The organism is Streptomyces sp. SID12501 (assembly GCF_010550245.1).
Classification (GTDB): Bacteria; Actinomycetota; Actinomycetes; order Streptomycetales; family Streptomycetaceae; genus Streptomyces.
The window spans coordinates 1-26,793 of the sequence record NZ_JAAGLU010000062.1; the positions used below are offsets into that span (position 1 = coordinate 1).

Below are 26,793 nucleotides of genomic sequence, written 5' to 3' on the forward strand. Positions count from 1 at the left end.
CGGCCGACTCCACGGTGAGATAGGGCACATCCCGCCCGTCGAGTACGAAGCGATTCACTACCTCAACACCACGAAACCCCAGGTCACACCCAACATCTGAGATCTCTATCGAACCCGGAACGGTTCAACACCGGTCGACCCGCCTCCTGCACGCCCTGACGGACCTCGAAGTCAACCGCTGCCAGACGATCCACTCCGCAGAATGCCGCACCACCTCGTAGACCCTCAGCACATCGCCGACACCGAGCGCGAGACGACCGGGTGGGCGCCGGTTCCCGGCGTCAGCTCACTGCGGTGATCGTGATCCCGGCCACCGCGCCGTCGCCCCGTAGAGTCAGCACCGCCGGGCCTTCGTGACGCACGCAGTCAAGACGGCCGAGCGTGGCCTCCCGGCCGTCCGGTCCGCCGACGGCGATCCCCTCGGTGACGGCCATGACGAGCAGGGTCTCGCCTGCGGCGCAGGTCATTTCGGCCCCCTGTGAGGCGCCGACGGTGATGATCCGCACCTGCGCCCTCGCACGGCTCCTGCGGGTCATCACGTTCATGTTGCGGACCGCGCCCGCCTCCAGCCGACAGTCCGTCGCCGCGTCGCCGGAGAAGGCGAAGGGGCTCACCGGCCCGACCGGATGCGCTGTCCCGTCCACCGTCAGCACCATGCCTTCGCCCTCGACGAGGGTGATCACGCGGTCGATGCCGGGAAACGCGGAGAAGGAGCCTCCCGCGTCCACGTCCGCGACGCTTACCCGCCAGTCGAAGCCGTCCGTGATCTCCGTGGAGGCCAGGGGCGCCTGCACCGCGCCCGACGCGACCTCTCGGGTCACACCGCCGCCGTTCTTCCACGGCATGCTGCGGTATTGGCTCCAGCGCAGAGCATCTTCGCCCATCCGACTCCGACTCCTTCCTCCGCCACCTGGGCGGCTACCCTCACCGGCGAACCCGGGCCACCGGCCTCTCGGCTGTCGGACCGCAGGAGCGTCCAGGCACATGATCATCGACTGCGCGGCCAGCCTACGTGCCGACCACGCGCGCAGGGTGGGGTGCCTGACCGGACAGGTCGAGTTCCGAGGCTCGCGAGCCGGAGGATCACCTCACGGTTCGGCGTGCAGAGCGTCGGCGGGGTGGTGTGCGACGAGAAGTAGCCAGGTCAGTTCGGCCAACTCGGTCGGTGTGCGGGGCCGTCGCGTTGGAGCCAGTCGGTGGCCACGCCGAGAAGTGCGCCGGCAGTGAACGCGGCGGGTACGTCGTGGGGGATGTCGGTCGACGAGACGCTGTCCGGCGCGGCGCCGGCGTTCAGGCGCACGGTGATGTGGACGCTGGCGGCGATGCGGCTGCGGATGTGAGGCCCGGGGCAAGGTGAGTTCGCTGACCATGCCGACTGCGACGGATAGGACGACGATCAGGCCGTACGAGCTGGGCAAGCGCAAGTGATCGTGGACGCCGGTGCCAGCCTCAGAATCGTCTGCACCCACCTGCTCCCCGATCCTCGGGCGCTGCGGTCGGAGGATCCGGCGGGGCGGGCGAGGGAGACGAGGTGTTCGAAGTAGATGGTGTTGAACGTCTTGACCGTCCGGGCTCCTGGCACGTACCGCTGGAACAACTCGCCGGCGGTCAGGCTGCCCGTCTCCAGTTCGGCGATGACGCCGTCGCGCAGTCGGCAGTAGTTGTTCGTGTCGATCGGGTCTGTCTCTTCTTGCGGTGGGCAGATGGGGCAGCCCGCGCCCCGGGGCGGAAGTGCCCAAGGGCGTGGGGTGTGCGGGCGGTGGGGTCCTGGTCAGCCGAGCGGGCTGGTGACGTCGCGCAGGGTGGCCATTGCCGGGGCGTACATGCGGGTCTTGATGGTGCCGAGCGTGTCGCCGGCCTTCGCCACCTGTGCCTGGGCGATCTCGATGGCGGTGGAGCGCACGGCGTCCTCGCTGACGGCCTGGTCGACGATGCCGGCGGCTGCGGCGTCGGAGCCGCCGTAGCGGCGGGCGGTGACCATGGCCTCGTGGGCGGTCTGCGGGGTGAGCCGGGACTGGATCAGGGCGGCCATGCCGGGAGTGAAGGGGATGTTGATGTCCGCTTCGGGCAGGCACCAGTAGCCGCGGTCGGCGCGCATGACACGGAAGTCGTGGGCGAGGGAGAGCATCGCGCCGGCGGCGAAGGTGTGCCCCTGCAGCGCGGCCACCGTGGTGACCGGCAGCGACAGCATCCGTGCGAACAGTTCGTGGACCGAGACGACGTAGTCGTCGTACTGGTCGGCGTGGGCGAACAGCCAGTCCAGGTCGAGGCCGTTGGAGTAGAACTTGCCGGTGGCGGCGGTGACCAGGGCGCGGGGGCCTTCCGCCTTCTCCACCTCGTCGAGCGCGGCACTGACGGCGGTGAGCCAGTCGGGGTGGAAACGGTTCTCTCCGTCTCCGAGGTCGAGGACGAAGACGTTGTCGTGGCGGTCGAGCGAGGGCATGGAGACTCCTTCGAGCTGAGCTGAGCTGACTGGTTCAAGTGGTTGCGTGGTTGCGGGTTATGGCAGGGGCCCTTATGCGGCCCTGGGGCGCTCGCGCAGGGCGTAGCGGAGCAGGTCGTGGATCTCGGCGGCGGCTGCCTCGATCGGGACGGTGCTCTGCTCGGCCCGACACATGATCACCGCGCCTTCGACCGCGGCGATGATGAAGGCGCCGAGTCGGCGGCTGCGTTCCTCGGACAGGCCGTGCCGGACGAACAGGGCCGCGAGCGCCTCCTGCCAGCGGGCGAAGACAGCGGCTGCCGAGAGGGCGAGTTGGGGTGCGTCGTCGTTGGTCTCGACGGCCACCGCCACGATCGGGCAGCCGGCCCTGAAGCCGCTCTCCACGAGCCGGTCGCGCCACAGCGCGAAGAACCCGTCGACGGCCTCCACCGGATCGTCCGCCTGGGTGGCGGCGTCGATCAGGCCCGCGATGAAGTCTCCCGCCAGTGCCACGGACTCGTCGATGAGCTGCGTCCGCCCGCCGGGGAAGTGGTGATACACCGAGCCCCGAGGCGCTCCGCTGTGTGCGAGCACCCGGTCGATGCTGGTCGCGCTTGCCCCGTACTCACGCAGCAGAGCGGCAGCACTGAGGACCATCCGGTCACGGCTGTCACTCCTGCGCGGGCTCATCCACCCACCACCCTTCCGACGACGGTACGGCCCGCCGAATGACCTACCAGTCGGTAACTTATGGGTTATGGCATAGAACATGCAAGAGGGGATCGGGTGGCGGTTCGGTCGGAGCCGACAAGGGCCGCCGGATCAACGCGCCGTACCTGAGTGCTCAGCTCAGCAGCCACGACCTGTGCCTGCTGGGCTGCATCACCTGCCAGGACCTGCAGGTGATGCAGACAGTCCTGGTCGGGGTGCCGTGCGTCAACCGTTCCTGTCTGCCGAGGTTGCTGCTGTCGCACATCCCAGGTGTCAGGCCCGCCCGGCGGGGCATCGGCCCGCCGTACCGGACACGAATGTGCTCGTCTCCGCGATCGGCCGGTCCCGTCGCCCCCGGCCTGTCTCCGTCCTGCCCTACAAGTGGCAGCTCCGGTAGAGGAGTTGCAGCAGGGGAAGTTTGAGTGGGGCGGCGGGAAAGGGCGCGGACGATGGGTGCGGTGACCGCGGCTGCGGCGCTCACGCCGACAGGAAATCCACTCCGGCCCTGTTGTGAGGTCCGTGCTGTGGGGTACCTCCATGTCTTTCGTCAAGCGAGGCGTGGGGTTCGGGGTTCGTAGAAGGCGCCGTCGCGGAGCATCGCGAAGAGCACGTTGATCCGTTGGCGGGCGAGGCGGAGGAGGGCTTGTGTGTAGGTCTTTCCGCGGGCCCGGCATCTGTCGTAGTAGGTGCGGGAGGCAGGGTCGTGCAGGGCGGCGAACGCGGACAGGGACATCGCGCGTTTGAGTTGCCGGTTGCCGCCTCTGGGCGCGTGTTCGCCGTGGATCGAGGTCCCCGACGACTTCGTGGTCGGGGCGGGCCCGGCGTAGGAGGCGAGGTGGGCGGCGGTGGGAAGCCGGTGCCGTCGCCGACGGTGACCAACAAGGTGGCGGCGGTTTTGACCGCGAACCCCTGAATCGATGTCAGGACCGGGGACAGAGGGTGTGCCTCCAGCAGTTGCCCGATCTGGGTTTCTGCTGCCCGGCGTTGTTCGTGGACGGCGAGCGAGCGAGCGGGCCGGCGACGGGATCGCGACGTCGAGAGTGCCGGTCCCGGGGACGACCGCGTGTTGCTCGCTGGGCATGGGTGTTCGCCGCCGTGTGGTTGAACCGGGCGCGCTGGAACTACAGTTGATGGTGTTCAGCGCGTGGGCAGCATGGGGGGATGCGATGGACAGGTTGGTGCACCACGAGTTGCGGGCGTCCTTGGCCGCCTTGCTCGCGGTGGTCGTAAGTGCGGTGGTCGTGGGTCTCGTACGGGGGTTCCCGTCGGTGAGGATCGGCGACCGATTGGCGTCGTCCATCGCAGCCTTGCTCGCGTTCTGGGTGCTGATCGAGCTCCTCAAGGCCACCCGGATCAAATGGTTCGGCGAGGTGCGCGACTTCGATGCCGCGACTCCCGTGGACCCCGAGACGGTCTTGCCCATCGAGGACTTCTGGCACGATCGGCCCGTCGGCCTGGGTCTCCTTCCGATGATGCTGGTGCCGACGCTGGTCTTGGCCCTCTTCTGGGAACCGTGGATGTGTCTGATGCCCTTGCTATGGGGTCTGGAAATGGCGGCGAAGGCCGCACGGGTCGCCCACTGGGAACGCAAGAACGGCCGGGTGCTGTGGCGGGGCCGCGTCGTGAGCCAGCCCTGGGAGCTGTCGTGGTCCCCGGTCGGTCCTCGGACGCCGGCTCGAACCGCAACCGAGGCACCGCCTTCGTGATTAACTCGATCAGGGGGTCCAGAAGCTCCGGCCCGATCCGCACCGCGATGTCGGGCTGTGCCCCGTATAGATGCGTACCAGCCAATGGGATGTCTCGGCGATCCAGCAGCGCGCTTCGGCAGAAGCGTCCTCGGCCGACACCGAAGGCTGTGAGGTTGTAAGGCTCACAACCCAAATCCCCAGGTGGACGCGCCACCCTGCGGGGCTGTGGGGGACTGCGTGACACAGCCGATTCCTGTCCGGTGTCGCTCAGTCGGCCCGGAGGACCTCGTTGCGCAGGGCGCGCAGCAGGGTCAGGGCGTCCTGGTCGTCGGCGTCGGCGTCGGCGTCGGTGAACGCGTGGATCGGCAGGAGGCTGGATCGGGCGACCAGTTTCGCGGTGGCGGGGTCGTCGTCGGCGAGTGCGGCATGGTTGTTCCGAGACGCAGTCCAAGAGCCATCAGGAACGGCCTAGTCTCGCTGGGCGGCGAACAGTTCCAGGTGTGCGCAGGTGGGGCAACGATAGGCATCGATCTGCCAGTGCGGTCGGCCCATCCTCTTGGCACCGCCGAGCGGGCCTCGCTGAAGGGGGCCCGCGATCCACCGCGCGAACCCGCGAGAGCCTTGTCCGGAGTCCTCGACGAAGCCCGGCTCCAGCCCCACTGCACCGCATTGGGTGCACCGTATGTTGTTCATCGTGGGAGTGTAGTGAGCAGCTGCGGGCGTTGGTCATTGGGGCCAGTTCCCGTCGCCCTCATCCCGTGTGACGCGCAACAAGCGGGCCGTGGCATTTCGTGCACGGCCCCGTAACCTGCGCGAATGATGCGGCTTCAGCGGGCCGCTGGCGCGGTCTCTCAGCGGGTTCGTCCCCAGCCCGTTCATGGCCATCTACACCTCGACCAAGCACGCGGTCGAGGGCTACTCCGGATCGCTGGACCACGAGGTCCGCGAGCACGGCGTCCGGATCCTGCTCGTCGAGCCCGGCCCGATCAACACCCCGTTCGGGGACCACAGCGTGCAGGGCGACACCCCATTGCCGCTCTACGCGTCGGGACGGCGCACCTTCGACGAGGTGCTGGCGAAAAACACCAGCGGCGGCGACGATCCCGCCGTCGTGGCCAAGGTGATCGTCGCGGCGGCCACCGACCGGAACCCGAAACTGCGCCGCACCGCCGGCTCAACGGCCGCAGGCATCAGCGCGTTCCACCGCGTCCTTCCGGCCCGGATCTTCGACCGCATCGTCCGCAGATTCAACCGGATGCCGAACTGACGCTCACCTTCGCGTAGCCGAACCCGTCCGAAAGCGACGGCGCATCTACGACGAGGTGACGGCGCAGGCGATGAAGGACGGTGACGATCCCGCCGTCGTGGCCAAGGTGATCGTCACCGCGTCCACCGACAAGAAGCCGAAGCTGCGATACGCCGCCGGCCCGCTGGCCTCACGCGGCATCACGGCGCGCCGCCTCGTCCCCGCGGGAGTGTTCGACAAGCAGATCCGCGAGAACAACCGCCTGCCGACCTGACATCCCGGTCCGGCCTCACGGGCGCCGATTCCACCCGGATGCCTCCGATGTACCCGGCATCGCTGATGTCGCCGAAAGCCGTTTGATCAGTCACTCGTTGATTTACCGAGGAGAGCCATGCAGCAGCAACGCCAGCAACCGGCCCGGCGCAGTGCATCGAGCGCACGGCGTTCTCTGAAGAGGAACGTCACCATTGCGCTGGCGGTCACCGCGTCGGCGGCCGTCCTGGTGTCGGCGCCGTCCGCGTCCGCGTGGACGGGACACTCGTACAGCCGATCCGTTGTCACCAACGTAACGACCGTGGCGAAGTTCGACTTCGCCGTCGGCGAGATCCCCGAGAACATCACCGTCAACCCCGACGGCTCGGTGACCCTGTCCCTGCTCGGCAGCTGCGCGGTGTGCCAGCGCACCCACGGGCCGCAGCTGATGCGCATCTCCCCGTCGGGAGAGCGCGCGGTGCTCGCCACCGGACAGGTGGGCGAGGCGATCAGCGGCAATACCCGTGGCAATGACGGCACCGTCTACTACAGCGTGTGGGCCCCGGGCAACGCGGACCGCAACGGCGTGTACAAGCTGCGTCCGGACGGTACTCCGCAGCGGATCGCCGCTCTGCCCGCCGACGCGGGCCCCAACGGGCTGGCCATCGATGCGGCCGGACGCACCCTTTACATCGCGGACAGCCTCAAGGGCATCATCTGGTCCGTTCCCGTCTCGGGCGGATCACCGACGACCCCGTGGCTGTCCGACGCCGCTCTCGCGCCGGTGCCCACCGAAGCCCTGCCGATCGGCGCCAACGGGCTCAGGTTCCACAAGGGCGCCCTGTGGGTCAGCAACTTCAACAAGGGAACACTGCTGCGGGTACCGGTCACGGCCACCGGCGCGGCCGGTCACATCCGCCAGGTCACCGGCGGTCTGCCCAACATCGACGACCTCAGCTTCCTGACCCCCCGCTCCGACGTGGTCTTCGCGGCGCAGAACGGCTCCTCCTCGGACAACGGTCCGGACAGGGTCGTGGTCATCTACCCCAACGGCACCTACAAGCCCGTCCTGACCAGCACGGACGGCATCGCCTCACCCTCCGCCACCGCCGTCCGCGGCGACCGGCTGTACATCACCGACGGCGGAGTCCCCGAACCCCACGACCCGAAACTGCAGACCGCCAAAATCAACTTCCCCGCCCTCCTCGCAGGCGCAGCACACTGACCCGACCAGCACAGCAGCCGGGGAGTTAAGTCCCGGCTGCAACGGAGGAACACACAGTGCGGTACGCGAAAGAACACAAACAGGAGACAAAGCAACGGATCATCGCGATGGCCGGCCGCCGTCTCAAGAGCAACGGCATCGACGGCTCCGGAGTCGCCACGCTCATGAAGGACGCGGGGTTGACCAACGGCACCCTCTACGCCTACTTCGCCTCCAAGGACGAACTCGTCGCCACCGCGGTCGCCGACCAGATGCGCGCACAGCACGAGAACATCGTTGCGCAGGCAGCGCCCGGCCGTGCCGGACTCGAACAGATCGTGCGCTGGTACTTCTCTCCTGAGCAGCGCGACAGCATCGAGGACGGCTGCCCCAACGCCGCTCTGCTCGACGAGATCGCACGCTCCACGGATTCCACCAGGCAGGCCTACACCGACGGCGCACTCGTCCTCATCGACGGCTTCGCCGCCCGCCTGGCACCCCACGATCCACCCTCGGCGCGTCCGAAGGCACTCGGCCTCCTCGGCATGCTGGCCGGAACAATGCAACTCTCCCGCGCCCTCACCGACCGACAACTCGCCGACCAACTCCTCGAACAGGGCATCCGCAACGCCCTCACGCTCCTGGACGCCGAGCAGCACAACTGAGACGCCATCCGCGTGCCGATCAGAAGCCGGTCCGGTCGAACGAGATCGGCGGCTCCCTCGAAACCGCATCCGCTCAGGCGTCGAGGTCGGTCGCCACCGCCGTGGCAGACGAGATCGGCCACACCGACTACCCGACCCGCACCGCCTGACAAATCGCGGCGATACCGGTCCTGGCGGGCCGGTAAGCCCAGATGGTCCCTTGGAGGCACCACATGTCTGAGCACGCTGCTGTTGAACTGAGCCCGGAAGCGATCGAGTTCGCGGATTGGCTGGCCACAGGGGCGAATCCCCCGTCCGAGTTGGATGCGGCGCGCATCCAGGCGGAGCAGGTCCATCTCGCGGCCCGGGAGCCGGAAGGCGTCACCTATCGGGAGGTGGACGCGGGTGGCGTGCCGGGAATCTGGTGCGAACCCGTCGACGCCAACACCGGCTACGTCCTCCTGCACAGTCACGCCGGGGGTTCCGTTCTGGCGCCAGCGGCCGTCGACCGAAAGCTCGCCGGCCATATCGCCAAGGCCGCCGGGGCCCCCGTACTGGTCCTGGACTTCCGGCGGGCACCGGAACACAAGTACCCGGCTCAGGTGGACGACGCGGAGGTGGCTTTCAACTGGCTGCTCTCCGAAGGGTATGAGCCGGCAAACATCATCACGATCGGCCACTCGATCGGCGGGTTCATCGCCGTCGCCCTGGCGCTTCGCCTCCGCGACAAGAAGCAGCCCCTGCCGGGCGCCATCGTGTCGATTTCCCCCTGGTGCGACCTTGAGATGGCCAACGAGACCATCGCGGCCAACGCCGGGACGGACAAGATCCTCAGTAAGGGGTTGCTGGAGTTCTTCCGGGAGTCCTGGCTCGGCGGCACCGGCATCGAGTTCACGGACACCCGGATCAATCTGAACCGGGCGGACCTGAGCGGTCTGCCCCCGACCCTCGTCTCCTGGGGAACGTACGAGGTCCTGGCCGGCGAGGACGAGGAGTTCGCCGCCCGGGTCAAGGACGCCGGAATCGACACGGCGACCGTGGTGGTCCCCGGCGGCCAGCACTCCTACGTCTACGGAGCCGGCCGCATTCCGGAGACCGACGCCGCCATCGCAAAGATCGGCGCGTGGGTCCGCGAGAAGGCCAAGATCTGACCGATCGGTACAGGCACGGCAGTCGCAAGATCCTCGCGCCTGCCGGATCGGGACGGAGGGAACGGACGCGAACATGGCCTGCGGTGGCGCGCAGGTCCGCGACGCCCGCGACCTCGGCCCGGCTCGTTCACGGCGGTCGTGGAGTGGCTGCGGGGCCGGCCCGGTTGGGGGAAGCGGACGTTCAGCGCGCCATCGATGATCGACCACCGACTGTCCGGGTTGGTGGTGACGGGCCGTACGGCGCACCAACTGCTGCACAAGGCCGCGCGGCCCGCGCCCGCCGGGTACTCAAGGCCGAGGTGAAGGCGATGGAGGAGACCGACGAGGTGCACGGCCGGGGTCGGCCTCCCTCGCTGCTGGTCGACCGCCTGGGCAACGCGATGCTCGCCGCCCCGGACAACGTGCTCGGCATCCGTGGTGACTGAGGAGTCGGTGCCCAGCACGGACGTGCACCCGAGGAAGGTCATGCCGGCCACGCGCAGCCCGGCCGGCACCCCGCCCCGCTCACGCAGGTTCAGTTCGCGGAGCCGCCACCCGCTCAACCGGGCCGCCGACCGGCCTCGACCCGATGGCCGAGGCTGGCCGGCGACTCGACCTGGACACCCGCCGGCCCCGCCCGCGGCTGCGCCTCACGAGCGCAACCAGTCGCCAGCCGCCCGGTTCAGAAGGCGTGCGCCATCAGTTCCGCGAACAGCGCGTGCTCATCGGCCTTGAGGCCCCGAGAGCGGAACCAGTCGCAGATGTTCGCGCAGTCGCGCTGGAGGAAGCCCATCGCGTTGAGGTTGCCGACCAGGTCGACGATCTGTGGCAGGTCGATGATGACCAGCCGCTCGCCCGCCGCCAGGATGTTGTACGCCGAGAGGTCGCCGTGCACGACGCCGTTCTGCACCATCGTCGCGAGCGCATCGGTGAGTTGCTCGAAGTACGCTGCCAGCAGTTCGGGTGAGGGCCGGGGCTGGGCGAGCCGGGGCGCGGTCTGGACGGTGCCGTCCTCGTCGACGACGGTGATCCACTCCATCAGGATCTCGGTGCCATCGATCTGGACCGGGTAGGGAACCGGCAGCCCGAGGTTCCACAGCCGCACCAGCGCACCCCACTCGGACACCGCCCACTCGCCGGCCGCGACCTGCCGGCCGAAGGTGCTCTTGCGCTTGACGGCCCGCTCGTCACGTGAGCGCTTCATCGAGCGGCCCTCGGTGTATGACGCGGCGCGGTGGAAGGTCCGGTGCTCGGCAGAGCGGTACCGCTTGGCCGCCATGACCACGCCGGCGCCGGGGGCGAGCGGGTCGGCGCGCTCGACGAGGTGGACGTCGGCCTCCTTGCCGGTCTTGAGGACGCCTAGCTCGGTGTCGATCGCGCCCTGCGAGGTCACCACCCAGTCCGGGAGCGGCTCGGGGCCTCGGCAGAGGGGTTCGACGCTGAGCCAGGTCGACCAGCGCTGGCCGTCCTCGAGGTCGTCGTAGGAACGGAAGTCGAAGACGAACCGGTCGTCGATGTCGCCCAGGTCGTCCCGCGGCGAGTAGCCGTAGGCGTAGGCGTCGGTGCTGAAAGCGTCAGGAGATACCGGGTGCTGAGGGTACTGCGAGAGATTGTCGTGAGACATCGCTGGAGGTGCTCCATGAGGTGAGAGGGAAGCGGTCTGCGGGCAAGCCGAGGACAGTCGTCGTCACGGTCGTGCCTCCTCTCGTGGAGCACCGGGCCACTCCCGGTGTGCCGCCCATGGTGAGGGGCGGACACGGGCAGCGGCAACCGAATAAAGCCGTCCCGCGTCCAGCGGCCCCAGCGGTGCCGTAGGTTTTCGGCGTGATCCTCCGTACCGGGCTTGGTTCGGCCCTGCTCGGGCTGACGTTGGCCGGGTTGTTGCCGGCCGGACCCGAGGTGGCGGAGCGGGCCCCGGCACTCGGTGCGAGCGGGATGGGAGCCCGGTACTCCTTACACCGCGAGGTCGGGGTAAGGGTCGTGATCGGAGTCGGCCTCGGCGATGCCACGAGTCTCGCCGAGGTCGAGTTGCCGGGTGGGCTGTCCCTGCCCGGAGGCCGAGAAGGGGCCCGAGACCAGCTCGTCCACGGTCGGCTCGATCGCGTCGTCTCCCCGTGTCCGCCCCGTGGCCACGACGATCAGGTCGCTCCACCCGTCGGCGTCGAAGTCGGCCACCGCGGCCAGCACGTCTTTCTCTCCGCTGCCGGAGCCGTCGACCAGCTTCCGCACCCCGACCGGGGCGCCGTAGCCCGATTCCTTGCCGAACGCGACGGTCAGTCGAGCACCGGCGTGGGAGGGGTCGGAGACGCGGTCTGTGCGGCCGTCGCCGTCGATGTTCGCCAGCAGATCCCCTGACGGCGTCACGAACGAGGGGAACGAGGGACGGCCAGTGGGATGCGGAGGTGCTTCCCTCTACGGCTTCACCGCAGGCGCCGAGCAGGACCGCGATCGTCGCCAGGGAAGCCGCCTGCCTGAACAGCTGTGCACGCCCGTTCGGATGGCTGGGTTTCCGCATGACTTGTGACAAATACCTTGCAGGCAACGGGGGATGACCGGCTGAAGGTCCGAGCGTAGGCGGCAACGTCGCCAGAAATGGCCGAGCCTACTGACTCGCACCAGGTGCCGGTCGAGGATCCCGAGCCGTATCGGACTTTCCGTCGTCCCGTCGGCCTCCTGAGAAGCAGCACTGAGGCCGGGGCGGAGGGTGCGCGGGTGGTGACGGTATGCTTACCCGCTGGCCCGGAATTCACGTCTTGCTTTCGCCAAGGGGGTCGGAGGGAGAAAGAACCGGTTGGGTCGAGCGCGGGTGCCAATGGGAGGCGATGGGATGCGGCAGGCAGGTGTACTCGATGTCGGGTGTCACAGTGCTCTGCTGACGGTGGTGCGGCGGCGTCCGGGGGCGGTGCTGGAGCCGGTGTTCTCCCGCAAAGTTCGGCTGAGACTGCACGAGACCCTCGACCGCAAGGGGCGTCTGGACAAGGTCGGCATGAAGAGTGTCGAGCGGGCTGTGGCCGAGGCCGTCGCCGCCGATCCGCGTACGCGCGGACCGGAAGTGTTCGCGTTCGCGACCTCCGTCATCCGGGATGCGCCCAACCGTGACGAGGTCATCGCGCGAGTGGCGCGCGCTACCGGCACCCGCCTGCGGGTGCTGACCGGCGAGGAGGAGGCGCGGTTGGCCTACGTTGCCGCCCGCCAGTGGGTCGGCCCGACGGCTGGGCAGTTGCTCGTCCTGGACATCGGCGGCGGCACCCTGGAGATCGCCTCGGGCACCGGAGACCAACCCCGCGTCGTCCACTCCCTGCCGCTGGGCGCCCGCAGGATCACCCGGGACTGGCTTCCCGGCGGCACAGTGCCGTCCCGACGTCGTCTGGCAGAGATCCGGCAGCACCTCCGCCGGTCCCTGGAAGCCGTTTCCGGCCTGCCGCAGGCCGAGCTGGGAGGGCGGGTTTTGGCCTGCTCCAAGACCTTCGAACAGCTTGCCCGGCTCGCCGCCCTCCAGGGCAGGACACCGAGCACAAGACAGCGGCTGACGCTGTCCCAACTGCGCACGTCCGTCTCCCTGCTGGCCGACGCGGCACCGTCCCACCGTGCCAAGCTGCCGGGCATCTCCCGGCACCGCGCCGAGCAGTCACTGGCCGGAGCCCTGATCGCCCAGTCCCTCATGGAAGCCTGTGGGGCCAAGAGCGTCGAGATCTGCCCCTGGTCCACGCGGGAAGGGCTATTGCTCGAGCATCTCGGCGTGGCTCCCACTCCAGTCGGCCGCCCCCGCCTCGTCGGCTGAGCCCAGTGAACCTGGTCTCCCGAAGGCTTTCCCGAGTTCGGCATCCACCTCCTGGACGCGCCGCCTCGCGGCCTTCCACCGTTCACCGCTGCAGCGGTGAGCGGTCACATCGGTCGTAAACCAGCAGGGATCCTGTACCGCGTCGGAAGGGACGTTGGGCATCTGCTCGATGAGATGCCCAACCAGCTCCATCAGTGAGCCCCTCTTTCGAGGTCTCCGTGCGTGACCGAGACTTTCCGCAAGCCCGGTGGCCCGCTGATACAGCTGCGCCCGGCCCTTGTTCGCCGCTATGGCGGCGACTGGTCGAAGCGGCCCGATGGTGTCCCGCCGAGTGGTGTAGCCGATCAAGGCGCCGGAATCCGCAGGTCGGGGACGGTGCCTCAGTTCGGTCGGGTGTTCAACTCAGCTCAGCAGGTCGCCTCGTGGACTGCTGCGTCTGCGGAGATCGTCAGGAGCCTCGTACCGGAACGCGTAATGCTTGATCCCCTACACCACGACGCGGGACACGACCCGTATCTCCCATTCGCAGGCGGGGAGTTCCTCTATCTCGCGACCGTGCCGGAATGCTTCAGCCGCAAGGTCGTCGGCTGGTCCATCGCCGATCACATACGCACCGAACTGGTCGCCGACGCACTGCGGGTGGCGGCCTCGACCCGCGGCCGCCTGGACGCTGCCGTGTTCCACTCCGACGACGGGGCCCAGTACGGATCCCGGGTCTTCGCAGGCCTCTGCGACCAGCTCGGGGTCACACGGTCGATGGGTGCGGGCGGTACCAGCGCCGACAACGCGGCCTGCGAGAGTTTCCACGCCTCCCTGAAACGCGAGACCCTCCCGGGCGCCCACGACTACGGCGACGCCCATACCTGCCGCAGGACCGTCCTCGCCTGGCTGACCCGCTACAACACCCGCCGCCGGCACTCCGCCAACGGCCACCTCAGCCCCAACGAATACGAACAGCGACACCACACCGCTAAACTCACGCTCGCCGCGTGATCAATAACCGCGTGCCCACCTTCACGGGGGAAGGCCCGATCGTTCATGACACATGATTCCGAATCGATCGAACCGCTGCGTCTCGATGAGGTGCACACCTTGGGCGGGTTTCATCGGCTGCAACAGCAAGCGCAGCGTGTTGACTTCCCGAACGCCCCTTCGTCCTGCCGGAAGGCCTTCCTTGGGCAGATGACCCATCCGAGACCCGGGAACTCCGTGCTGGCCTGGGGCGCGCGGGTGGGTGGTCGGGCGGTGGGAGTGTGCGCGATCGGCGTGCCAAGAGCCGACCAGCGACGGACTGCGGATGTCCTGCACTTCGTCGTCCATCCGGATGTCCGCCGGAGAGGTGTCGGCGGCCGGCTCCTGGCTACGGCCACTCGCCATCTGGCCGGACTCGGCTTCCAGAAGTTGACCGTCTTCACCTCCGGCCCGGCGGACGGTGCGGGCCCCGGCGATGCGTTCGCTGATGCCACCGGAGCAGTGCGCCTCCTGCGATATCAGCGGATGTCCCTGCTGGTAGGCCCGCCCAGGCCGACCACCGACGGTGAAATCAGTGTCGGATATGAGCTATTGCGTTGGCGTGGTGGCGTCCCCCCAAAGCACCGGGCAGCGTTTGCCGAGATCTCGTCCCGTCTCGCGGCGGAGGAAACGGCACGCTCCAGCGCCGGTCAGACGCCTGAAAAATTCGACGAGGACAAGGTCCAGGCGCTTTACGCCGCCCTCGAAGTGTGGGGTTACCGCACATATCTGACCGCCGTACGGCACCGGGATACCGGCCTGCTGGTCGGATACTCGGCGCTTGGTATGGCCGACTCGCACAAGCAGCATGCGAGCCAGTGGGACACCATCGTGCTCCCGTCCCACCGCGGCCGGGGCCTGGGAGCAGTCCTCAAACGCGCGAACCTGTCGTGGACCATTGACCATGAGCCCGAGCTGACGACCGTGGCAACATGGAACGCCGCCGGGAACGCTGCAATGCTGCACGTCAACGAATCTTGTGGGTTCCGAGTCGACCAGAGCGGAACACTCCGGGAATGGACCCTGTGAAGCTATCGGAATGCTGATGCTGGAGGGCGTCTGAAATGCCTGTCAGGGGAGTGTCTAATCAACGGCCCTGTTTCACATTCGGTGCTAACGGAGGGTTGCCAAGGTCGTTGACATTTACATGCGAGATGTGAAAGAGCTTGTAGATGTGGTGTTCTCGGGGCTGTTTCCGCTGGTCATCGAGGACGTGACCGATGAAGCCGAGCGGATCCTGGTGCGAGCACGGACGCCGACGGACATGGTGCCGTGCCCGAGTTGCGGGGCGCCGTCCGGGCGGGTGCATAGCTTTCACCTGCGGACGGTGGCCGACGTACCGGTGGACGGGCGACGGGTAGTAGTCCTTGTGCGGGTGTGGCGGCTGGTGTGTCCCACGCAAGGCTGTCGGCACACCTTCCGTGAGCAGGTGCCTGGGGTGCTGGAGCGATACCAGCGACGCACGGCCCGTCTGACCAGGCAAGTCAAGGCCGTGGTCAAGGAGTTGGCGGGCCGGGCCGGGGCTCGTTTGCTGGCAATACTCGCGGTGGGCGTCTCGCGGCACACCGCCCTGCGGACCCTGCTGCGTATCCCACTGCCCACCGGCCGAATACCCCGCGTGATCGGCGTCGACGACTTCGCTCTGCGTCGGCGCCACCGCTATGCCACCGTGATCATCGATGCCGAGACCCACGAGCGGATCGACGTGCTGCCCGACCGCACGGCCGACACCCTGGAAGCATGGTTACGCGCTCATCCGGGCGTCGAGGTCGTCTGCCGCGACGGCTCCACGACTTACGCCGAGGCCATCCGCCGTGCGCTGCCCGACGCGGTACAGGTTGGTGATCGCTGGCATTTGTGGCACAACCTGTGCGAAGCCGCACTGAGCGAGGTCAAGGCGCACAGCACCTGCTGGGCCACCGTCCTGGACGCACCCCTCTACGACGGCCCCCGTGCACAGACCACCCTGGAACGCTGGCACCAGATCCGCGACCTGCTCGACCAGGGCGTGGGCCTGCTCGAATGCGCACGCCGTCTGCAACTGGCCCTGAACACCGTCAAACGCTACGCCCGCGCCGATCGGCCCGAGCGGATGCTCCGCGTCCCCAAATACCGCGCGAGCCTTGTCGATCCCTACCGCGAGCACCTGCGAAAACGCCGGGCCGAAGACCCCGCCGTCCCGGTCAAGCACCTCTTCGAAGAGATCAAAAACCAAGGGTTCACCGGCTGCCTCAACCTTTTGCACAAGTCCATCAACCAAGGCCGCGCGGACGCCGACCGCAGCCACATCTCCCCGCGCAGACTCGCCCGCATGCTCCTCACCATGCCCGACAACCTCAAGGCCGAACATCAGCACCTACTAGTCCGGCTCATCGCGGCCTGCCCCGAGATGACCCAACTCGCCGTCTGCATCAAGGACTTCGCCCAACTCCTGAAGCCTCACCCAGACAATGCCGACGCGCTCAAGCTCTGGATCACCCAGGTCCGCACTGCCGATCTGCCGCACCTGCATGCCTTCACCCGAGGGCTGGAGCGAGACCTCGACGCCGTGATCGCCGCGTTCACACTCCGCTACAGCAACGGCCCCACCGAGGGCGTCAACACCAAGACCAAGCGGATCGCCCGCCAGATGCACGGACGAGCAGGCTTCACCCTCCTCCGCCACCGAATCTTCCTCGGATAGCGACACCCTCCGTCATCACCGAATGTGAGACAGGGCCCGCCGGAGCATCACCTGCTGGAACTGGAGCTGGCGGCCGCCGTCGAAGTCCGGCAGACGGCGGCGCAGCCGCTGACTGGGGAACGGCTCACTGGATCAGCTCGATGTGCGGATGGTCCGGGGATACCGGGCAGACGTGCAGCTGCAGATCGTAGCCTCGGGCGAGGTCGAGCATGGTCGGGTTGTGCGGTTCGGGATGGGTGGTGGATGACAGAGAGCGGGCTCGGTCCTCGTCGGGAATCCAGTCGGGATAGTTGGAGTTCCATTCGCCCGAGGCGATGGTCAGCAGCGGATCCATCTCGGTGCTGCATGAGGGGCAGAGCCGGGGTAGGGGATCGGTGAGGCCCCAACGGGTCCATCCACCGACCTTCCAGCCGGGAGCGACGGACATCCTGCCCGTGTAGAGCTCGTTGTGGAAATCCTTCGAGTAGGGCGTGTCAGAGCTGTCCAGCGGGTACGGCGTGTCGTCAAAGCTGTCCAGAGCGGCGCCGGCCGCCTGCCACCTGCGCCAGTCCTCCAGCTGCCGCTGGAGCTCCTTGCCCAGTTCCATGATGTTGGGGTATTCGGTGATCTGCTCCGGCGCGAGCAGGCACGGCTCCGGCAGGTAGCCGGGGAACTGGATCGCGGGTGGCTCGGGGGGTGTGTCGAGGATGTCGGTGACTGTGGCGGCGGACCGCCAGAACAGCGCGGTCTCGGGCTGCGCGCGGTGGTCGAAGGGGCACCACAGCACTTGGAGCAGATCTGCCTCGGCCTGCTTGGGCGGGCGCAGCAAGGGGACGTCGCGTACGTACAACTGGGCCACGGGCAGCATGGCGATCGGGCCCTCGGGCCACGGGCGGCCGGCCTTGATCCGCTCCTCGATCGCCAGCTCCTCGGGCGTGTACCGGGTCCCCGGGGGATCGCCGCCCGGCCGGTTCGCCACCGCTGTCCGGATGCGTCGCCGCTGCCGCACATCCTCGGGCGCGAGGATCTCGTTCCACCCGTCCCACTCGTGCGGTCCCTCGCAGTGCGGCCACGGCTCGTCGGCGGGCCACAGCAGCGGCCCGCCGACGGAGCTGTCGTACGGCGTGGGCGACCCGGGGCGGGGATGCAGCCGGGTCGCTGTGCGTGCCAGCGGGGCCAGTTGCGGGGCGACCGCGGTGATGTCGACCAGCCGCGGCGGGGTGGTACGGATACGGAGTGCGGCGGCAATGCTCATTGCCCGCTCGGCGCACACCGACCGGATCTCGTCCAGCAGCTCGGGGTAGTGCTCGCCGTACGTGTTCAGCGCATGCCACACCGCGTCCAGTGCTGCTACGAGCGGGGCGGGCTTGGCGGCGGCGAGCACGGCGGGAAGAGCGAAGTGCGGCTGTGAGATCCGGCCCGGGGTGCGCGGCGTAACGGCAAGGGGCACCACGACGACCTTGGGCCCTGTGTCCGCGAACGGCGGCGGGACGTACGGCGGCCACTCCGGAGATATCGCTTCGAGCACCGTCCTGTCCGGTACACGAGGGTCGGAGCGCAGGGTCTCCCGCATCCGGGCCGGGTCGTCGAACGGCGGCGGCAGAGGGCGTTCCTCTGCCGCCGCCGAGAGCGCCTGGGCGACCCACGGCACATCGGTCAGGCCCGCAGCCTCGCAGGCCCGCCGCGCGGCCAGCAATGCCACTGCACGTTGGACCTCGGGACCCACGACATCGAGGGCGTGCACCAGGTCGCTGTCGAAGCGGAGCAGACCGAGGACGTTGCTCTCGCGGGCACCGCGTAGCCTCTCGCTCGGCAGCCGCCCGCCCCACTCCCACTCCTCGTGGTGCAGGCGGCGCCCCTCGGCGGCTTGTTCGGCCCGCTTCTCGGCGGCCCGTTGGAACACCTGGCGAGTCAGGCGTTCGGCCTCGGCGAGCTGCTCGGGCGTACGCGCCGTCTGGCGCACGTTCCAGTGCAGGTCCCCGGCCATCCGCGAGGTGTGGCGGATCACCTCGTCCGGGCGGGGTGGGGCAGGCCAGAACTGCAGGAGGTAGCTGTCCGCCCGGGACTCCCCGGCCACTCTGGTGGAGAGTTCCCGTCCCTCGTCCATACCCCGGGCGCAGTACCGGACCCGGTAGTCGGTTCGGGCGAGACCCAGGTCCCACGCGGCCTCGCCGTCCCCCTGCACCAAACTTGTGTGTTCCGACTCGGGGCGGAAGGACACCTCCATCACGTCATCCCAGACCGGGTCCAGTACAGGGGCTGCGTCGTGGACTTCCACGACAAAGCCGACGTCGCCCGCGTACAACCCGGTGGACAGGACGATCACACCTGGGACCGCGGCCCCGCACAACCCCCCGATCTGGTACGCGAGCGCCTTGGCGGGGTCAGGTCTGGCGCTGTCCGGATCGCTCTCGACGTAGATCTGACGATCGTGAACACGCACCTCGCCTGCGACCGGCCTACGCACAGCACTCCCCTCGTCGAGGACAGCCTCAAAGCCCCTGCCGGGCAGGCCGTCACGTGCCCCGCATCATGCCGCAGGCCACTGACAACACGGCCGACGACGCATCGAGGCCGACGGTGACATCGATGATGCGGCCACTGACGCAAGAGGGTGTCGGTCACGATGTGCCGTTTGCGGCCCGGCACCTTCTCGCCGCCCTCGTAACCGCGTGAGGCTGCCGACACCGTCGCGGCGGCCCGCACCGACTGCGCGTCGATGCCCCCGCCGTGGGCCCTGCCTCGCGGCCCTTCCGTTCACGGACTTCCCGCGCAGCCGGTCGTGGAATTCTGTGATCAGCCCGCGCTCGCGCCAGCGGCGGAAGAAGGCGCGGACCCGACCCCAGCCGGAGAAGTCCGCGGGCATCGCGCGCCACGAGATCCTGTCCGTGACCAGGTGACGGATCGTGTCCAGCAGCTGCCGGTGACAGTGACCCTCGGGCGATCCCGCCCCTCCCCAAAGCCAGGCCGGCACCGGCAGCAGAGGCCGGACGGCCGCCCATTCCGCGTCCGACATGTCGGAGGGATACCGGCGTTCCCGGTCCCGGTGGCCGACCGCGTTGCCGTACGCGTGCGCGAGGTGATCACACGATCGTGCAGCCGCGTTGGACGGGAGGCGTTCGAAGGCGCACAACAACGACATCAGGGCCTCCCGGCACTGCTCGGTTGGATTCGCATCCCCGAGCTACCGAGGCCCCGTCTTCATACGCGTACGACGGGAAGATAACCCCGGCGAAAGACCTGTTCGACCCGCACGTTCCATGATCGGTTCAGATATGGCTTCTCAGGGGATCACAGACATTTCAAGATCTTGAAACGGCCGTGCTCCTGTGGAACAGTGCTGATCTGGCCTGTCCGAATGGAAGAGTTGGTGTTACGCCATGCTTTCCGAGGTTGGCTCCCATCTGGCCGGAAGCGGCAAAAGGTTGTTTTCCGACCACTTGCTCCGGGTGTTGAAACACAGCAACGTTGACACGTTGTTCTGTGTCCCCGGAAGTGCCATCGGCCCATTGCTGGATCGAACCCTCACCGACGTGGATCTGCGGCTCGTTGTAGCGCGGCACGAGTCGGGTGCAGTGGCCATGGCGGACGGCTACGCGCGCGCGACCGGCAGGCTGGGTGTCGCCCTGGTGACCAGCGGGCCTGGAGCGTTGAACGCCCTGCCCCACCTGGCGGTCGCCCAGGCAGACGGTTCACCGGTACTCCTGATCAGCGGTGCGGTGGCCCGAAGTCATCACGGGCGTGGAGGCTTCCAGGAGGGGGCCGAGGACGGGGTGGACGTGGTCGGCGCGTTGGGGCGGTGCGCCAAGTACAGCAGGGAGATCGGCAACTCCCACTCCGCCTCGCAACTGGTCGACAACGCTGTGCGTCAAGCGTTGACCGCCCCTCGCGGAGCCGCGCACCTGAGCGTTCCCGTCGACCTGTTCAGCGAGGATGTCGATTCCGGTGAGTTCGGCGGGAAATCGTTGTTGCCGTCCGAAACGATCCTCCTCGGCGGAGTCGCCGAGGTCGCGCGGGCGCTGCTGGCCGCCGAACGCCCCATGCTGGTGCTGGGAAACGGGGCACGCGAAGCCCTCAGATCCGATCCGGGCCTGGGCAAGGCGCTCGCGGGGTTCGCCGAGCGGTTCGCCGTTCCGACCGCGACCACGATGAAGGCCAAAGGGCTTTTTCCCGAAACCCATCCGCAGGCCCTGGGCGTGATGGGGGTCGGTGGTTCCCGCCGAGCGCACGCCTACCTGACACGGAACCCTCCTGACATGGTCGTAGTGGTCGGCAGTGGCCTCGGGGAATGGGCGAGCGCCAATTGGTCTCCCGCACTGCGGGGAACACGGGCGCTGGTGCAGGTCGACGTAGACCCGGCGAAGATCGGCCGTGCCTACCCGGTGGACCACGCAGTGCACGCCGACGCGGGGGAGTTCCTGCGTGCCGTGCTGGCGGTGGCGGACGCGTCTGCCACCCACCGGCCCCACCAGGAGCCGTTGCGCCGTCGACGTGATGCGCTCGAGGACCTGCCGGATGTCGTCGCCGAGGCCTCGGTCGCCGAACTCGGTGCCGTGCCGGTCACACCGCAGGCCCTGATGCACCACCTCCAGCGGTGGACGGCCGGTATCCCGGAGGCGCTGGTGTTCGTCGACATAGGGAACAGCACCGGGTGGTTCACGCAGAGGGTGGCGGTCGATCCGCCGTCGCAGGTGCACTGCCCGCTGGGGATGGCGAGCATGGGCTGGGCCAGCGCCGCTGTGATCGGCGCCAAGCTCGCCCGGCCGGAGGCGACCTGCGTGACGATCACCGGCGACGGCGGGTTCCTGATGAACGCCACGGAGATCGCCACCGCGGCCCGGCTGAAGGTCGGGGCCATCTGGGTGGTGCTCGACGACAACGCCTTCAACATGGTGCGACAAGGCATGGACCATTCATTCCCCGACACCATGCGCACCACCGACGAGGACTTCGGGCTGGGCGGCCCGAACCTGGCCGGGCTGGCCGAGAGCCTGGGTGCGCGAGCCTGGCCCGTCCGCGTCCCCGACCAGATCCCGATCGCACTCGACCAGGCGAGACGCGCCGCTGAACAGGATCCGGGCCCGCAGGTGATCTGCGTGAGCATCGACCGCGACGAGCCGGGCCCCTTCCGGGACCGCAACGAGTCAGTCGGCCTTTCCTTCCGAGCGCCTCGCTGACCACCACCTGAGCCATCGATACGCCCCCGACCATCCTCCCCAGCCGGCACCGAATATGGAGTACGCCCTTGACCAGCACCGGAGCCGGTATATCGGCGATCGCCCTGGAGTTTCCGACCCATGTCCGCCGCAACGACTTCTGGGAGCGGAACCACCCCGAACTGGTGGCCAACAAGGACAACGGGACCTATCTCCGTGTGGTCGCCTCCAGTGACGGGACCGAAACGGACAACGCTTTCGACATCGAGCGCAGGCCGTACCTGTCCGATACGTTCCGAGGCGCACGGGAACGGCGGGTGATCGCGGCGGAAGAGACAGCCATCGATCTGGAACAGAGGGCGCTGCAGGGGCTCTGCCGCGCGCGGGGTATCGACCCCGCCGAACTGGACGCGGTCATGGTCCACTCATGGCTGCCCGACACCCTCGGACCGCAGAACGCCGCCCACCTGACCGCACGACTGGGACTCCGCGTGCCCGCATGGAACTTCGAGTCCGCGTGCAACTCCGTGATGGTCGGCCTGCAGACCGCCGCGGCGCTGGTGCGCGCCGGCGACTACGAGCGGATCGCCCTCATCACGTCGATCACGTCGTCCAGAAACGTCGACCCGAGCAGCACCCTGTCATGGTTCCTGGGCGACGGGTGCGGCGCGCTGCTCATCGAGCGCTGTCCGACCGGTCGGGGGATCATCTCGTCGAAGGTGATCGGCACGCAGGAGACGTGCGGCGTCGCGGAATTCCTGATGGAGGTCGACGAGATGGAGGACGACGACCACATCCGGACGCCGAGGATCAGGATGCGGATGGAGAACACCGCCGCGGGCAGGATCATGCGGGACAGCGCCGAGCAACAGCTCACGACCTGCGTTCGCGGCGCACTCGACAAGGCCGGATACACGATCGACGACGTCGACTTCCTCGTCGTCAACACACCGGTCGCCTGGTTCGCCGCGTTCTGCGCCAGGGCATTGGGCGTCGATCCGGAGAAGACCGTCAGCACCTTCGGCACCTATGCGAACATCGGCCCGGTCCTGACGACCGCCAACCTGTTCGAAGCGGCCAGCACAGGCAGGATCAAGGCGGGCGATGTCGTCGTCCTGTTCGGGATCGGCTCGGTGTCCACGGCCGGAGCGGCCGTCGTGGTGTGGGGTGACGACGTCGCCCTCGGCCCCCACCCCGTATCAGGCTGAACCGGCACGCGTGCCTGGGGCCGAGGAGCGGGAGATCGTCCCGTTGAACCGGGCGAGGACACCGTCCTTCTGCCGCCCGGCGAGGTGGCCGCAGACACCCTGGTGCGGCGGGAAGTCGTGCGGGAGGCAGGCCCGTCGGCAGCTGCTGCGGTCCGCGTACAGGATCGTGCTCATGATCTCGCGCAGGTCATGCCGTGGCGGCTGACCGAGCACGGCTTCGACCCGTTCGCGCCGGGCTGTGAGGTCGACTTGCTGAGACGGCTGCGGCGGCGCTGCTGACCCGGCTGATCGAGGACCTGCCTGCGGATCGTCGGCTGGGCTGCGTCAGGTGCCGACGACCAGAGTCCGACAGATGCCCTCGCCCTGTGCGCGCTCGGAGTACGCGGCAAGGTACGCCCGGCCGGAGCGAGGCGGTACTGCCAGGCGCTGGCATCCTCGGTGCAGCCAAGTCCGTGCGGGCCGTCACCCGCCCGATGCCGACCTTAGCCAGGGTCTGCCCGGGGGCGTCGGTGACGGCATCGAGTGCCGGCTGCAGCCACTCCGGCAACAGCGACGGGCCGGGGCCCGCTCGGTCGGCGCTCAGAACTCTCCCGGTCCGGATGAGCTAGACCTGGAGAAGCCGCATGGGGCCGGTAGGCCCGTCCTGTGCCACACGGCTCAGCAGCCCCATCACCTCTGTATGCAGAGCGGCCAGCGCGGCACCACCTGTGCCTGCGTCGAGACGTGGTGCTGGCACAGCTGCTGCTGGACCGGGGTGGCGTCGGCAGCCGGGTGATCGACACCGTAGATGATCCACCGCTACTGCTCGGCCGGCTGCCGTTCCCAGGTGGCGTGCCAGCGGCGGTTCTGCGTGCTCTCGTTGTCCTGGTCAATCGTGAACAGCACGCCCCCTACGGTCGGACCTAGTGGGCCGGCTGGAGGGGGCAGCCGAGGGCGAGTACTCGTTCGCACAGCCGGGCCGTGACGTGAGTGTCGGTCACCGAGATGTCCGTGAGCCACTCGGCGGCCGTCAGCTGCTCCATCAGCTCACCGAGTTCAGCGGCGTCGACGGCGCACAGCCCGGCCAGCGCCTCGACTTCAAGGCCCCGGCCGAAGGGCCCCAGCCGTCCGTCGGCGCTGCTGTGCGCGGCACAGGCGAGAGCGAGCAGCCGCACGGCGGCCGACGTCTTCTTCTTGCGCAACGTGCGCTCGCCCACGGCCTTCTGCGCCCACCCGGACAGTTTCGCCCGCGTCGACTTCCCGAAGCCGAACTGCCCGCCGTTGTCGTGGGGGAGGAGCGAGGGCACGATGACGTGAGTGGGGTTCTCGGAGCTGGAGGCCAGCAGATCGTCCACGGTCCCGGGCAGCCGCAGCCAGCCCGCGTCGACGAGCCCTTGGAGGACCTGTCCGGCATCGCCCAGCGGCAAGCCGTTCACATCCAAGCCGGTGACGTTGCCGCTGCCCCTGCCCGCCGTGCGCAACGTCAGCAGCAGCGTCAGCAGACGTCCCTCCGGACCCGGAACCGGCGCGTGATCACGCACGTAGGCGAGCACGCCACGCGCGTGTTCCCACTGATTCGGTCCGGTCAGTACACGGTCGACGGCTCCCTGGCCGGTGCGCTGTTCGTGCTGGAGACGGACGTTGGCCGCAGCCTGCCCGGCACGCCGCGCCTCGGCCCGCAGGCTCCCGTCGCCCGTCATGTCCGCCCAGGTGGTGAAGGCGAGCGCCTTGCGGTCGTGCAGGCCGGCCAGAAGCGCCAAGTCTGGCTCGCCGGACTGCTGATAGGCACGAAACGCATCACCGAGCTCGATGAGTTCGTCGCGCAGTACCACCGGCTGCAGATCATGCGGCACCACGCGTTGCGCGATCTTCCCCCACCGCTGGGCCCGACGCGACCTCGGTGCCGCCGCGCCGGCTCGGGGCGCGGGCAGCTGCTCGCCGCCGCCCACCCCGCTGCCCGGAACCGCCGGCGCATCGGCGGAGAAGACCGGCGCTCCCACCCCGATCCCGGCGGCACGCCCGGGCGCTTCACCCACGCCGGGGGCAGGGGATGCCGCTACGGCGGGGGCAGTGGCCACCACGCGGGCGCCGGGATGGGCCGCCGCGCAGCGTGAACAGCATTCCCACGCCCGCCACCAGCGGCCGGCCGGATCGGCGACCACGGCCAGCACCACCGCCCCTGCGCACCGCCCGGACGCGCCCGCAGGTCCCTGACCGGTCTTCTCGATATGGCCCTGACATCCTTCCGCGCGGCACGCACACGATGCCTCGAACCGCGGTCCCCCGGCTGCCCGCAGGTGAGCCTTCAGATGGGCAGCGGCGAAGGACCGCCCCGAAGCGGCGGAGTCCAGGCGCTGCGACGAACAGGCCGCCCGGCTACAGGTGACCTTCACCGCCGCCGCGCCGCGCCCCGCAGCATCCAGACGGACGGTCCACACCCGCCCCGTCACCCGCTCGCTCGCCACACCAGCCTGCGTCATCAACCGCCCCTACTCCACCGAAGACCCAGCACACTGGTCGACATCATCCGTTATCCACCGCTCCCACCGCAGCGCATCGGCCACGCATGTCACTCCGGTCGACACCACCCGCCCCTTCTCAGCCGCCCTACCTGTGAAGCGTGGGACGCCGTCGGCGGGGAGGTCAGGGCAGGTCCGGTGCCATGTGCAGCCAGCACATGGTGCTGTCCCGTGCCACATCGACGCCGACCTTCGCGAGGGGCTCCGGCCGCACGAGGATGACGTGCAGGGTCTCGCGGGAGCTCCATCCGGCAGAAAACGTTCAGCCCGTCCATGGGTGTCCGCGCCTGGCCGGCGCCAGCATCCCGTAGAGGGCCTTGCCCGTGGTCTGCGGGAGCGTAGTGCGGCGACCGTCTGGTGCCGCCATGACAGCTTGCCCGGTTGGTGCCCTGGGGAGAGAGTGCTGTGGGTGAGGCGCCGCGAGGATACGTTGCGATAGCGGCTCGGTATGGCGGAACGGCTTGAGGCTGCTGAGGACTGCGCTCGGTGGTTGGCTGAGGACAGCTGTCAGCTCACGGAGGAGAGCCGTCAGCTCCGGCTGTCGCGTTCGCGGACGATTGAGCGCCTGAAGGCTGTCCTGCCGCGGCTTTCGACCGGGCGGGAGTGGCTGGCCCGGGGCGGCTGGTTGTGTTTCATGGAGCGGTCCCGCAGCGTTTTTTCACCAGGAGTCGTCGAAGCGTGCTTCGCCGGGCGGAACGGGAGGAGACTTGCGGTGAGTCGTCCCCTGGGCCTTGCGGCCCGAGGTCACATGGCCTGGCGGCCGGTGGTATCTCCGCTCGGATCGTCGGCGAGTACGACGGCCGCGGTGATCCGCTTGCCTACTGGCTCACGGTGGACAGCAAAGCTCTGGCACACGGCCATGACAATCTCCAGGCCGTGCTGACCGACCCGCTTTGCATCGGCTGCCTGCACCGAGGGCAGCGTCGTGTTGCTGTCCCACACACTCACCTGGACGGTTCCGCCCTCGACCTTCAGTGTCAGCAGACAAGGCCCGGGCGCGTATTTGCGGGCGTTGGTCACCAGCTCGCTCACCACCAGCTGCACCATGCCCATTGAACCGTTCCGGGTTCGATAGAGATCTCAGATGTTGGGTGTGACCTGGGGTTTCGTGGTGTTGAGGTAGTGAATCGCTTCGTACTCGACGGGCGGGATGTGCCCTATCTCACCGTGGAGTCGGCCG

The 26,793-nt window shown here is 68.6% G+C and carries 22 protein-coding genes and 3 pseudogenes; 13 read left to right on the plus strand and 12 right to left on the minus strand.

Annotated features, from left to right (window positions below; translation table 11 throughout):
* Nucleotides 1–281: 281 nt before the first annotated feature.
* On the minus strand, nt 282–884 hold the full coding sequence (locus tag G3I71_RS42180; RefSeq protein WP_203732835.1) for a HutD family protein: 603 nt from the start codon (nt 882–884) through the stop codon (nt 282–284).
* Nucleotides 885–1,196: 312 nt separating this feature from the next.
* Between G3I71_RS42180 and G3I71_RS42185 the strand changes: the two genes are divergently transcribed.
* Entirely contained in the window at nt 1,197–1,340 is a 144-nt protein-coding gene (locus tag G3I71_RS42185; protein ID WP_164323705.1) for a hypothetical protein, read from the plus strand.
* Between the two features lie 431 nt (nt 1,341–1,771).
* On the opposite strand, the gene G3I71_RS42190 is transcribed toward G3I71_RS42185, so the two are convergent.
* The 3 genes and pseudogenes from G3I71_RS42190 to G3I71_RS42200 all read right to left on the minus strand — a co-directional run.
* Nucleotides 1,772–2,443, minus strand: coding sequence for an enoyl-CoA hydratase-related protein (locus G3I71_RS42190; protein WP_164323707.1), 672 nt, complete (start codon nt 2,441–2,443; stop codon nt 1,772–1,774).
* Between the two features lie 72 nt (nt 2,444–2,515).
* Nucleotides 2,516–3,112, minus strand: a complete 597-nt coding sequence (locus G3I71_RS42195; RefSeq protein ID WP_239149682.1) for a TetR/AcrR family transcriptional regulator — start codon at nt 3,110–3,112, stop codon at nt 2,516–2,518.
* 568 nt (nt 3,113–3,680) lie between these two features.
* Nucleotides 3,681–4,205: pseudogene (locus G3I71_RS42200) on the minus strand (transposase); the annotation flags it as partial.
* 7 nt (nt 4,206–4,212) lie between these two features.
* On the opposite strand from G3I71_RS42200, the gene G3I71_RS42205 reads away from it, so the two are divergent.
* Nucleotides 4,213–4,839, plus strand: coding sequence for a hypothetical protein (locus G3I71_RS42205; RefSeq protein ID WP_164323709.1), 627 nt, complete (start codon nt 4,213–4,215; stop codon nt 4,837–4,839).
* Between the two features lie 450 nt (nt 4,840–5,289).
* Here G3I71_RS42205 and G3I71_RS51820 read toward each other — a convergent pair whose 3' ends face one another.
* Complete coding sequence (locus G3I71_RS51820) at nt 5,290–5,514, minus strand: hypothetical protein (protein WP_239149683.1); 225 nt, start codon at nt 5,512–5,514, stop codon at nt 5,290–5,292.
* 145 nt (nt 5,515–5,659) lie between these two features.
* Between G3I71_RS51820 and G3I71_RS42215 the strand changes: the two genes are divergently transcribed.
* The 5 genes from G3I71_RS42215 to G3I71_RS42235 all read left to right on the plus strand — a co-directional run bounded on the left by G3I71_RS42215 (nt 5,660) and on the right by G3I71_RS42235 (nt 9,318).
* Nucleotides 5,660–6,088 (plus strand): SDR family NAD(P)-dependent oxidoreductase, encoded by a 429-nt coding sequence (locus tag G3I71_RS42215; protein ID WP_275409384.1) that lies wholly within the window; start codon nt 5,660–5,662, stop codon nt 6,086–6,088.
* A 70-nt stretch (nt 6,089–6,158) separates the two neighbouring features.
* Nucleotides 6,159–6,341 carry a hypothetical protein gene (locus G3I71_RS42220; protein WP_203732837.1) on the plus strand — a complete coding sequence of 61 codons (183 nt, stop codon included), beginning with the start codon at nt 6,159–6,161 and terminating at the stop codon, nt 6,339–6,341.
* Between the two features lie 117 nt (nt 6,342–6,458).
* Nucleotides 6,459–7,544 (plus strand): SMP-30/gluconolactonase/LRE family protein, encoded by a 1,086-nt coding sequence (locus tag G3I71_RS42225; protein WP_239149684.1) that lies wholly within the window; start codon nt 6,459–6,461, stop codon nt 7,542–7,544.
* Nucleotides 7,545–7,651: 107 nt separating this feature from the next.
* Nucleotides 7,652–8,188, plus strand: coding sequence for a TetR/AcrR family transcriptional regulator (locus G3I71_RS42230; RefSeq protein ID WP_164323713.1), 537 nt, complete (start codon nt 7,652–7,654; stop codon nt 8,186–8,188).
* A 212-nt stretch (nt 8,189–8,400) separates the two neighbouring features.
* The gene (locus G3I71_RS42235; RefSeq protein WP_164323715.1) at nt 8,401–9,318 is read left to right on the plus strand and encodes an alpha/beta hydrolase; all 918 of its coding nucleotides are present in this window, start codon (nt 8,401–8,403) and stop codon (nt 9,316–9,318) included.
* Between the two features lie 661 nt (nt 9,319–9,979).
* Here G3I71_RS42235 and G3I71_RS42240 read toward each other — a convergent pair.
* Together G3I71_RS42240 and G3I71_RS42245 are read right to left on the minus strand one after the other, a co-directional pair.
* Nucleotides 9,980–10,921 carry a serine protein kinase RIO gene (locus tag G3I71_RS42240; protein WP_164323717.1) on the minus strand — a complete coding sequence of 314 codons (942 nt, stop codon included), beginning with the start codon at nt 10,919–10,921 and terminating at the stop codon, nt 9,980–9,982.
* Between the two features lie 329 nt (nt 10,922–11,250).
* Nucleotides 11,251–11,661, minus strand: coding sequence for a hypothetical protein (locus G3I71_RS42245; RefSeq protein ID WP_164323719.1), 411 nt, complete (start codon nt 11,659–11,661; stop codon nt 11,251–11,253).
* A 463-nt stretch (nt 11,662–12,124) separates the two neighbouring features.
* Here G3I71_RS42245 and G3I71_RS42250 point away from each other — a divergent pair, with 463 nt between their 5' ends.
* From G3I71_RS42250 to G3I71_RS42265, 4 genes and pseudogenes are all read left to right on the plus strand, one after another.
* Nucleotides 12,125–13,078: a Ppx/GppA phosphatase family protein gene (locus G3I71_RS42250; protein WP_164323720.1), complete on the plus strand. Its 954-nt coding sequence runs from the start codon at nt 12,125–12,127 to the stop codon at nt 13,076–13,078.
* Nucleotides 13,079–13,591: 513 nt separating this feature from the next.
* Nucleotides 13,592–14,071, plus strand: a pseudogene (locus tag G3I71_RS42255) (DDE-type integrase/transposase/recombinase); the annotation flags it as partial.
* 45 nt (nt 14,072–14,116) lie between these two features.
* Complete coding sequence (locus G3I71_RS42260) at nt 14,117–15,118, plus strand: GNAT family N-acetyltransferase (RefSeq protein ID WP_164323725.1); 1,002 nt, start codon at nt 14,117–14,119, stop codon at nt 15,116–15,118.
* A 112-nt stretch (nt 15,119–15,230) separates the two neighbouring features.
* Complete coding sequence (locus G3I71_RS42265; RefSeq protein ID WP_164323744.1) at nt 15,231–16,772, plus strand: ISL3 family transposase; 1,542 nt, start codon at nt 15,231–15,233, stop codon at nt 16,770–16,772.
* Between the two features lie 124 nt (nt 16,773–16,896).
* Here the strand turns inward: G3I71_RS42265 and G3I71_RS42270 are convergent, their stop codons facing one another.
* Nucleotides 16,897–18,006: a hypothetical protein gene (locus G3I71_RS42270; protein WP_164323746.1), complete on the minus strand. Its 1,110-nt coding sequence runs from the start codon at nt 18,004–18,006 to the stop codon at nt 16,897–16,899.
* Between the two features lie 1,275 nt (nt 18,007–19,281).
* Nucleotides 19,282–19,893 carry a transposase gene (locus G3I71_RS42280; RefSeq protein WP_343243246.1) on the minus strand — a complete coding sequence of 204 codons (612 nt, stop codon included), beginning with the start codon at nt 19,891–19,893 and terminating at the stop codon, nt 19,282–19,284.
* A 238-nt stretch (nt 19,894–20,131) separates the two neighbouring features.
* On the opposite strand from G3I71_RS42280, the gene G3I71_RS42285 reads away from it, so the two are divergent.
* Together G3I71_RS42285 and G3I71_RS42290 are read left to right on the plus strand one after the other, a co-directional pair.
* Nucleotides 20,132–21,928 carry a thiamine pyrophosphate-binding protein gene (locus G3I71_RS42285; protein WP_239149685.1) on the plus strand — a complete coding sequence of 599 codons (1,797 nt, stop codon included), beginning with the start codon at nt 20,132–20,134 and terminating at the stop codon, nt 21,926–21,928.
* A 68-nt stretch (nt 21,929–21,996) separates the two neighbouring features.
* The gene (locus G3I71_RS42290) at nt 21,997–23,115 is read left to right on the plus strand and encodes a 3-oxoacyl-ACP synthase III family protein (protein WP_164323729.1); all 1,119 of its coding nucleotides are present in this window, start codon (nt 21,997–21,999) and stop codon (nt 23,113–23,115) included.
* Here the strand turns inward: G3I71_RS42290 and G3I71_RS42295 are convergent.
* The 3 genes and pseudogenes from G3I71_RS42295 to G3I71_RS42305 form a co-directional block, all read right to left on the minus strand.
* Entirely contained in the window at nt 23,107–23,289 is a 183-nt protein-coding gene (locus G3I71_RS42295; RefSeq protein WP_239149686.1) for a transposase, read from the minus strand. The genes G3I71_RS42290 and G3I71_RS42295 overlap by 9 nt on opposite strands.
* Nucleotides 23,290–24,017: 728 nt before the next feature.
* Nucleotides 24,018–25,574, minus strand: coding sequence for a hypothetical protein (locus G3I71_RS42300; protein WP_164323733.1), 1,557 nt, complete (start codon nt 25,572–25,574; stop codon nt 24,018–24,020).
* 783 nt (nt 25,575–26,357) lie between these two features.
* Nucleotides 26,358–26,669, minus strand: a pseudogene (locus tag G3I71_RS42305) (ATP-binding protein); the annotation flags it as partial.
* Nucleotides 26,670–26,793 lie beyond the last annotated feature (124 nt).

Coding starts and splice junctions, on each gene's coding strand:
- G3I71_RS42180 (WP_203732835.1), bottom strand. CDS start 884: ATGGGCGAAGATGCTCTGCGCTGGAGCCAATACCGCAGCATGCCGTGG.
- G3I71_RS42190 (WP_164323707.1), bottom strand. CDS start 2,443: ATGCCCTCGCTCGACCGCCACGACAACGTCTTCGTCCTCGACCTCGGA.
- G3I71_RS42195 (WP_239149682.1), bottom strand. CDS start 3,112: ATGAGCCCGCGCAGGAGTGACAGCCGTGACCGGATGGTCCTCAGTGCT.
- G3I71_RS42205 (WP_164323709.1), top strand. CDS start 4,213: ATGGGTGTTCGCCGCCGTGTGGTTGAACCGGGCGCGCTGGAACTACAG.
- G3I71_RS51820 (WP_239149683.1), bottom strand. CDS start 5,514: ATGAACAACATACGGTGCACCCAATGCGGTGCAGTGGGGCTGGAGCCG.
- G3I71_RS42220 (WP_203732837.1), top strand. CDS start 6,159: ATGAAGGACGGTGACGATCCCGCCGTCGTGGCCAAGGTGATCGTCACC.
- G3I71_RS42225 (WP_239149684.1), top strand. CDS start 6,459: ATGCAGCAGCAACGCCAGCAACCGGCCCGGCGCAGTGCATCGAGCGCA.
- G3I71_RS42230 (WP_164323713.1), top strand. CDS start 7,652: ATGGCCGGCCGCCGTCTCAAGAGCAACGGCATCGACGGCTCCGGAGTC.
- G3I71_RS42235 (WP_164323715.1), top strand. CDS start 8,401: ATGTCTGAGCACGCTGCTGTTGAACTGAGCCCGGAAGCGATCGAGTTC.
- G3I71_RS42240 (WP_164323717.1), bottom strand. CDS start 10,921: ATGTCTCACGACAATCTCTCGCAGTACCCTCAGCACCCGGTATCTCCT.
- G3I71_RS42250 (WP_164323720.1), top strand. CDS start 12,125: ATGCGGCAGGCAGGTGTACTCGATGTCGGGTGTCACAGTGCTCTGCTG.
- G3I71_RS42260 (WP_164323725.1), top strand. CDS start 14,117: ATGACACATGATTCCGAATCGATCGAACCGCTGCGTCTCGATGAGGTG.
- G3I71_RS42270 (WP_164323746.1), bottom strand. CDS start 18,006: ATGAGCATTGCCGCCGCACTCCGTATCCGTACCACCCCGCCGCGGCTG.
- G3I71_RS42280 (WP_343243246.1), bottom strand. CDS start 19,893: ATGTCGTTGTTGTGCGCCTTCGAACGCCTCCCGTCCAACGCGGCTGCA.
- G3I71_RS42285 (WP_239149685.1), top strand. CDS start 20,132: ATGCTTTCCGAGGTTGGCTCCCATCTGGCCGGAAGCGGCAAAAGGTTG.
- G3I71_RS42295 (WP_239149686.1), bottom strand. CDS start 23,289: ATGAGCACGATCCTGTACGCGGACCGCAGCAGCTGCCGACGGGCCTGC.
- G3I71_RS42300 (WP_164323733.1), bottom strand. CDS start 25,574: ATGACGCAGGCTGGTGTGGCGAGCGAGCGGGTGACGGGGCGGGTGTGG.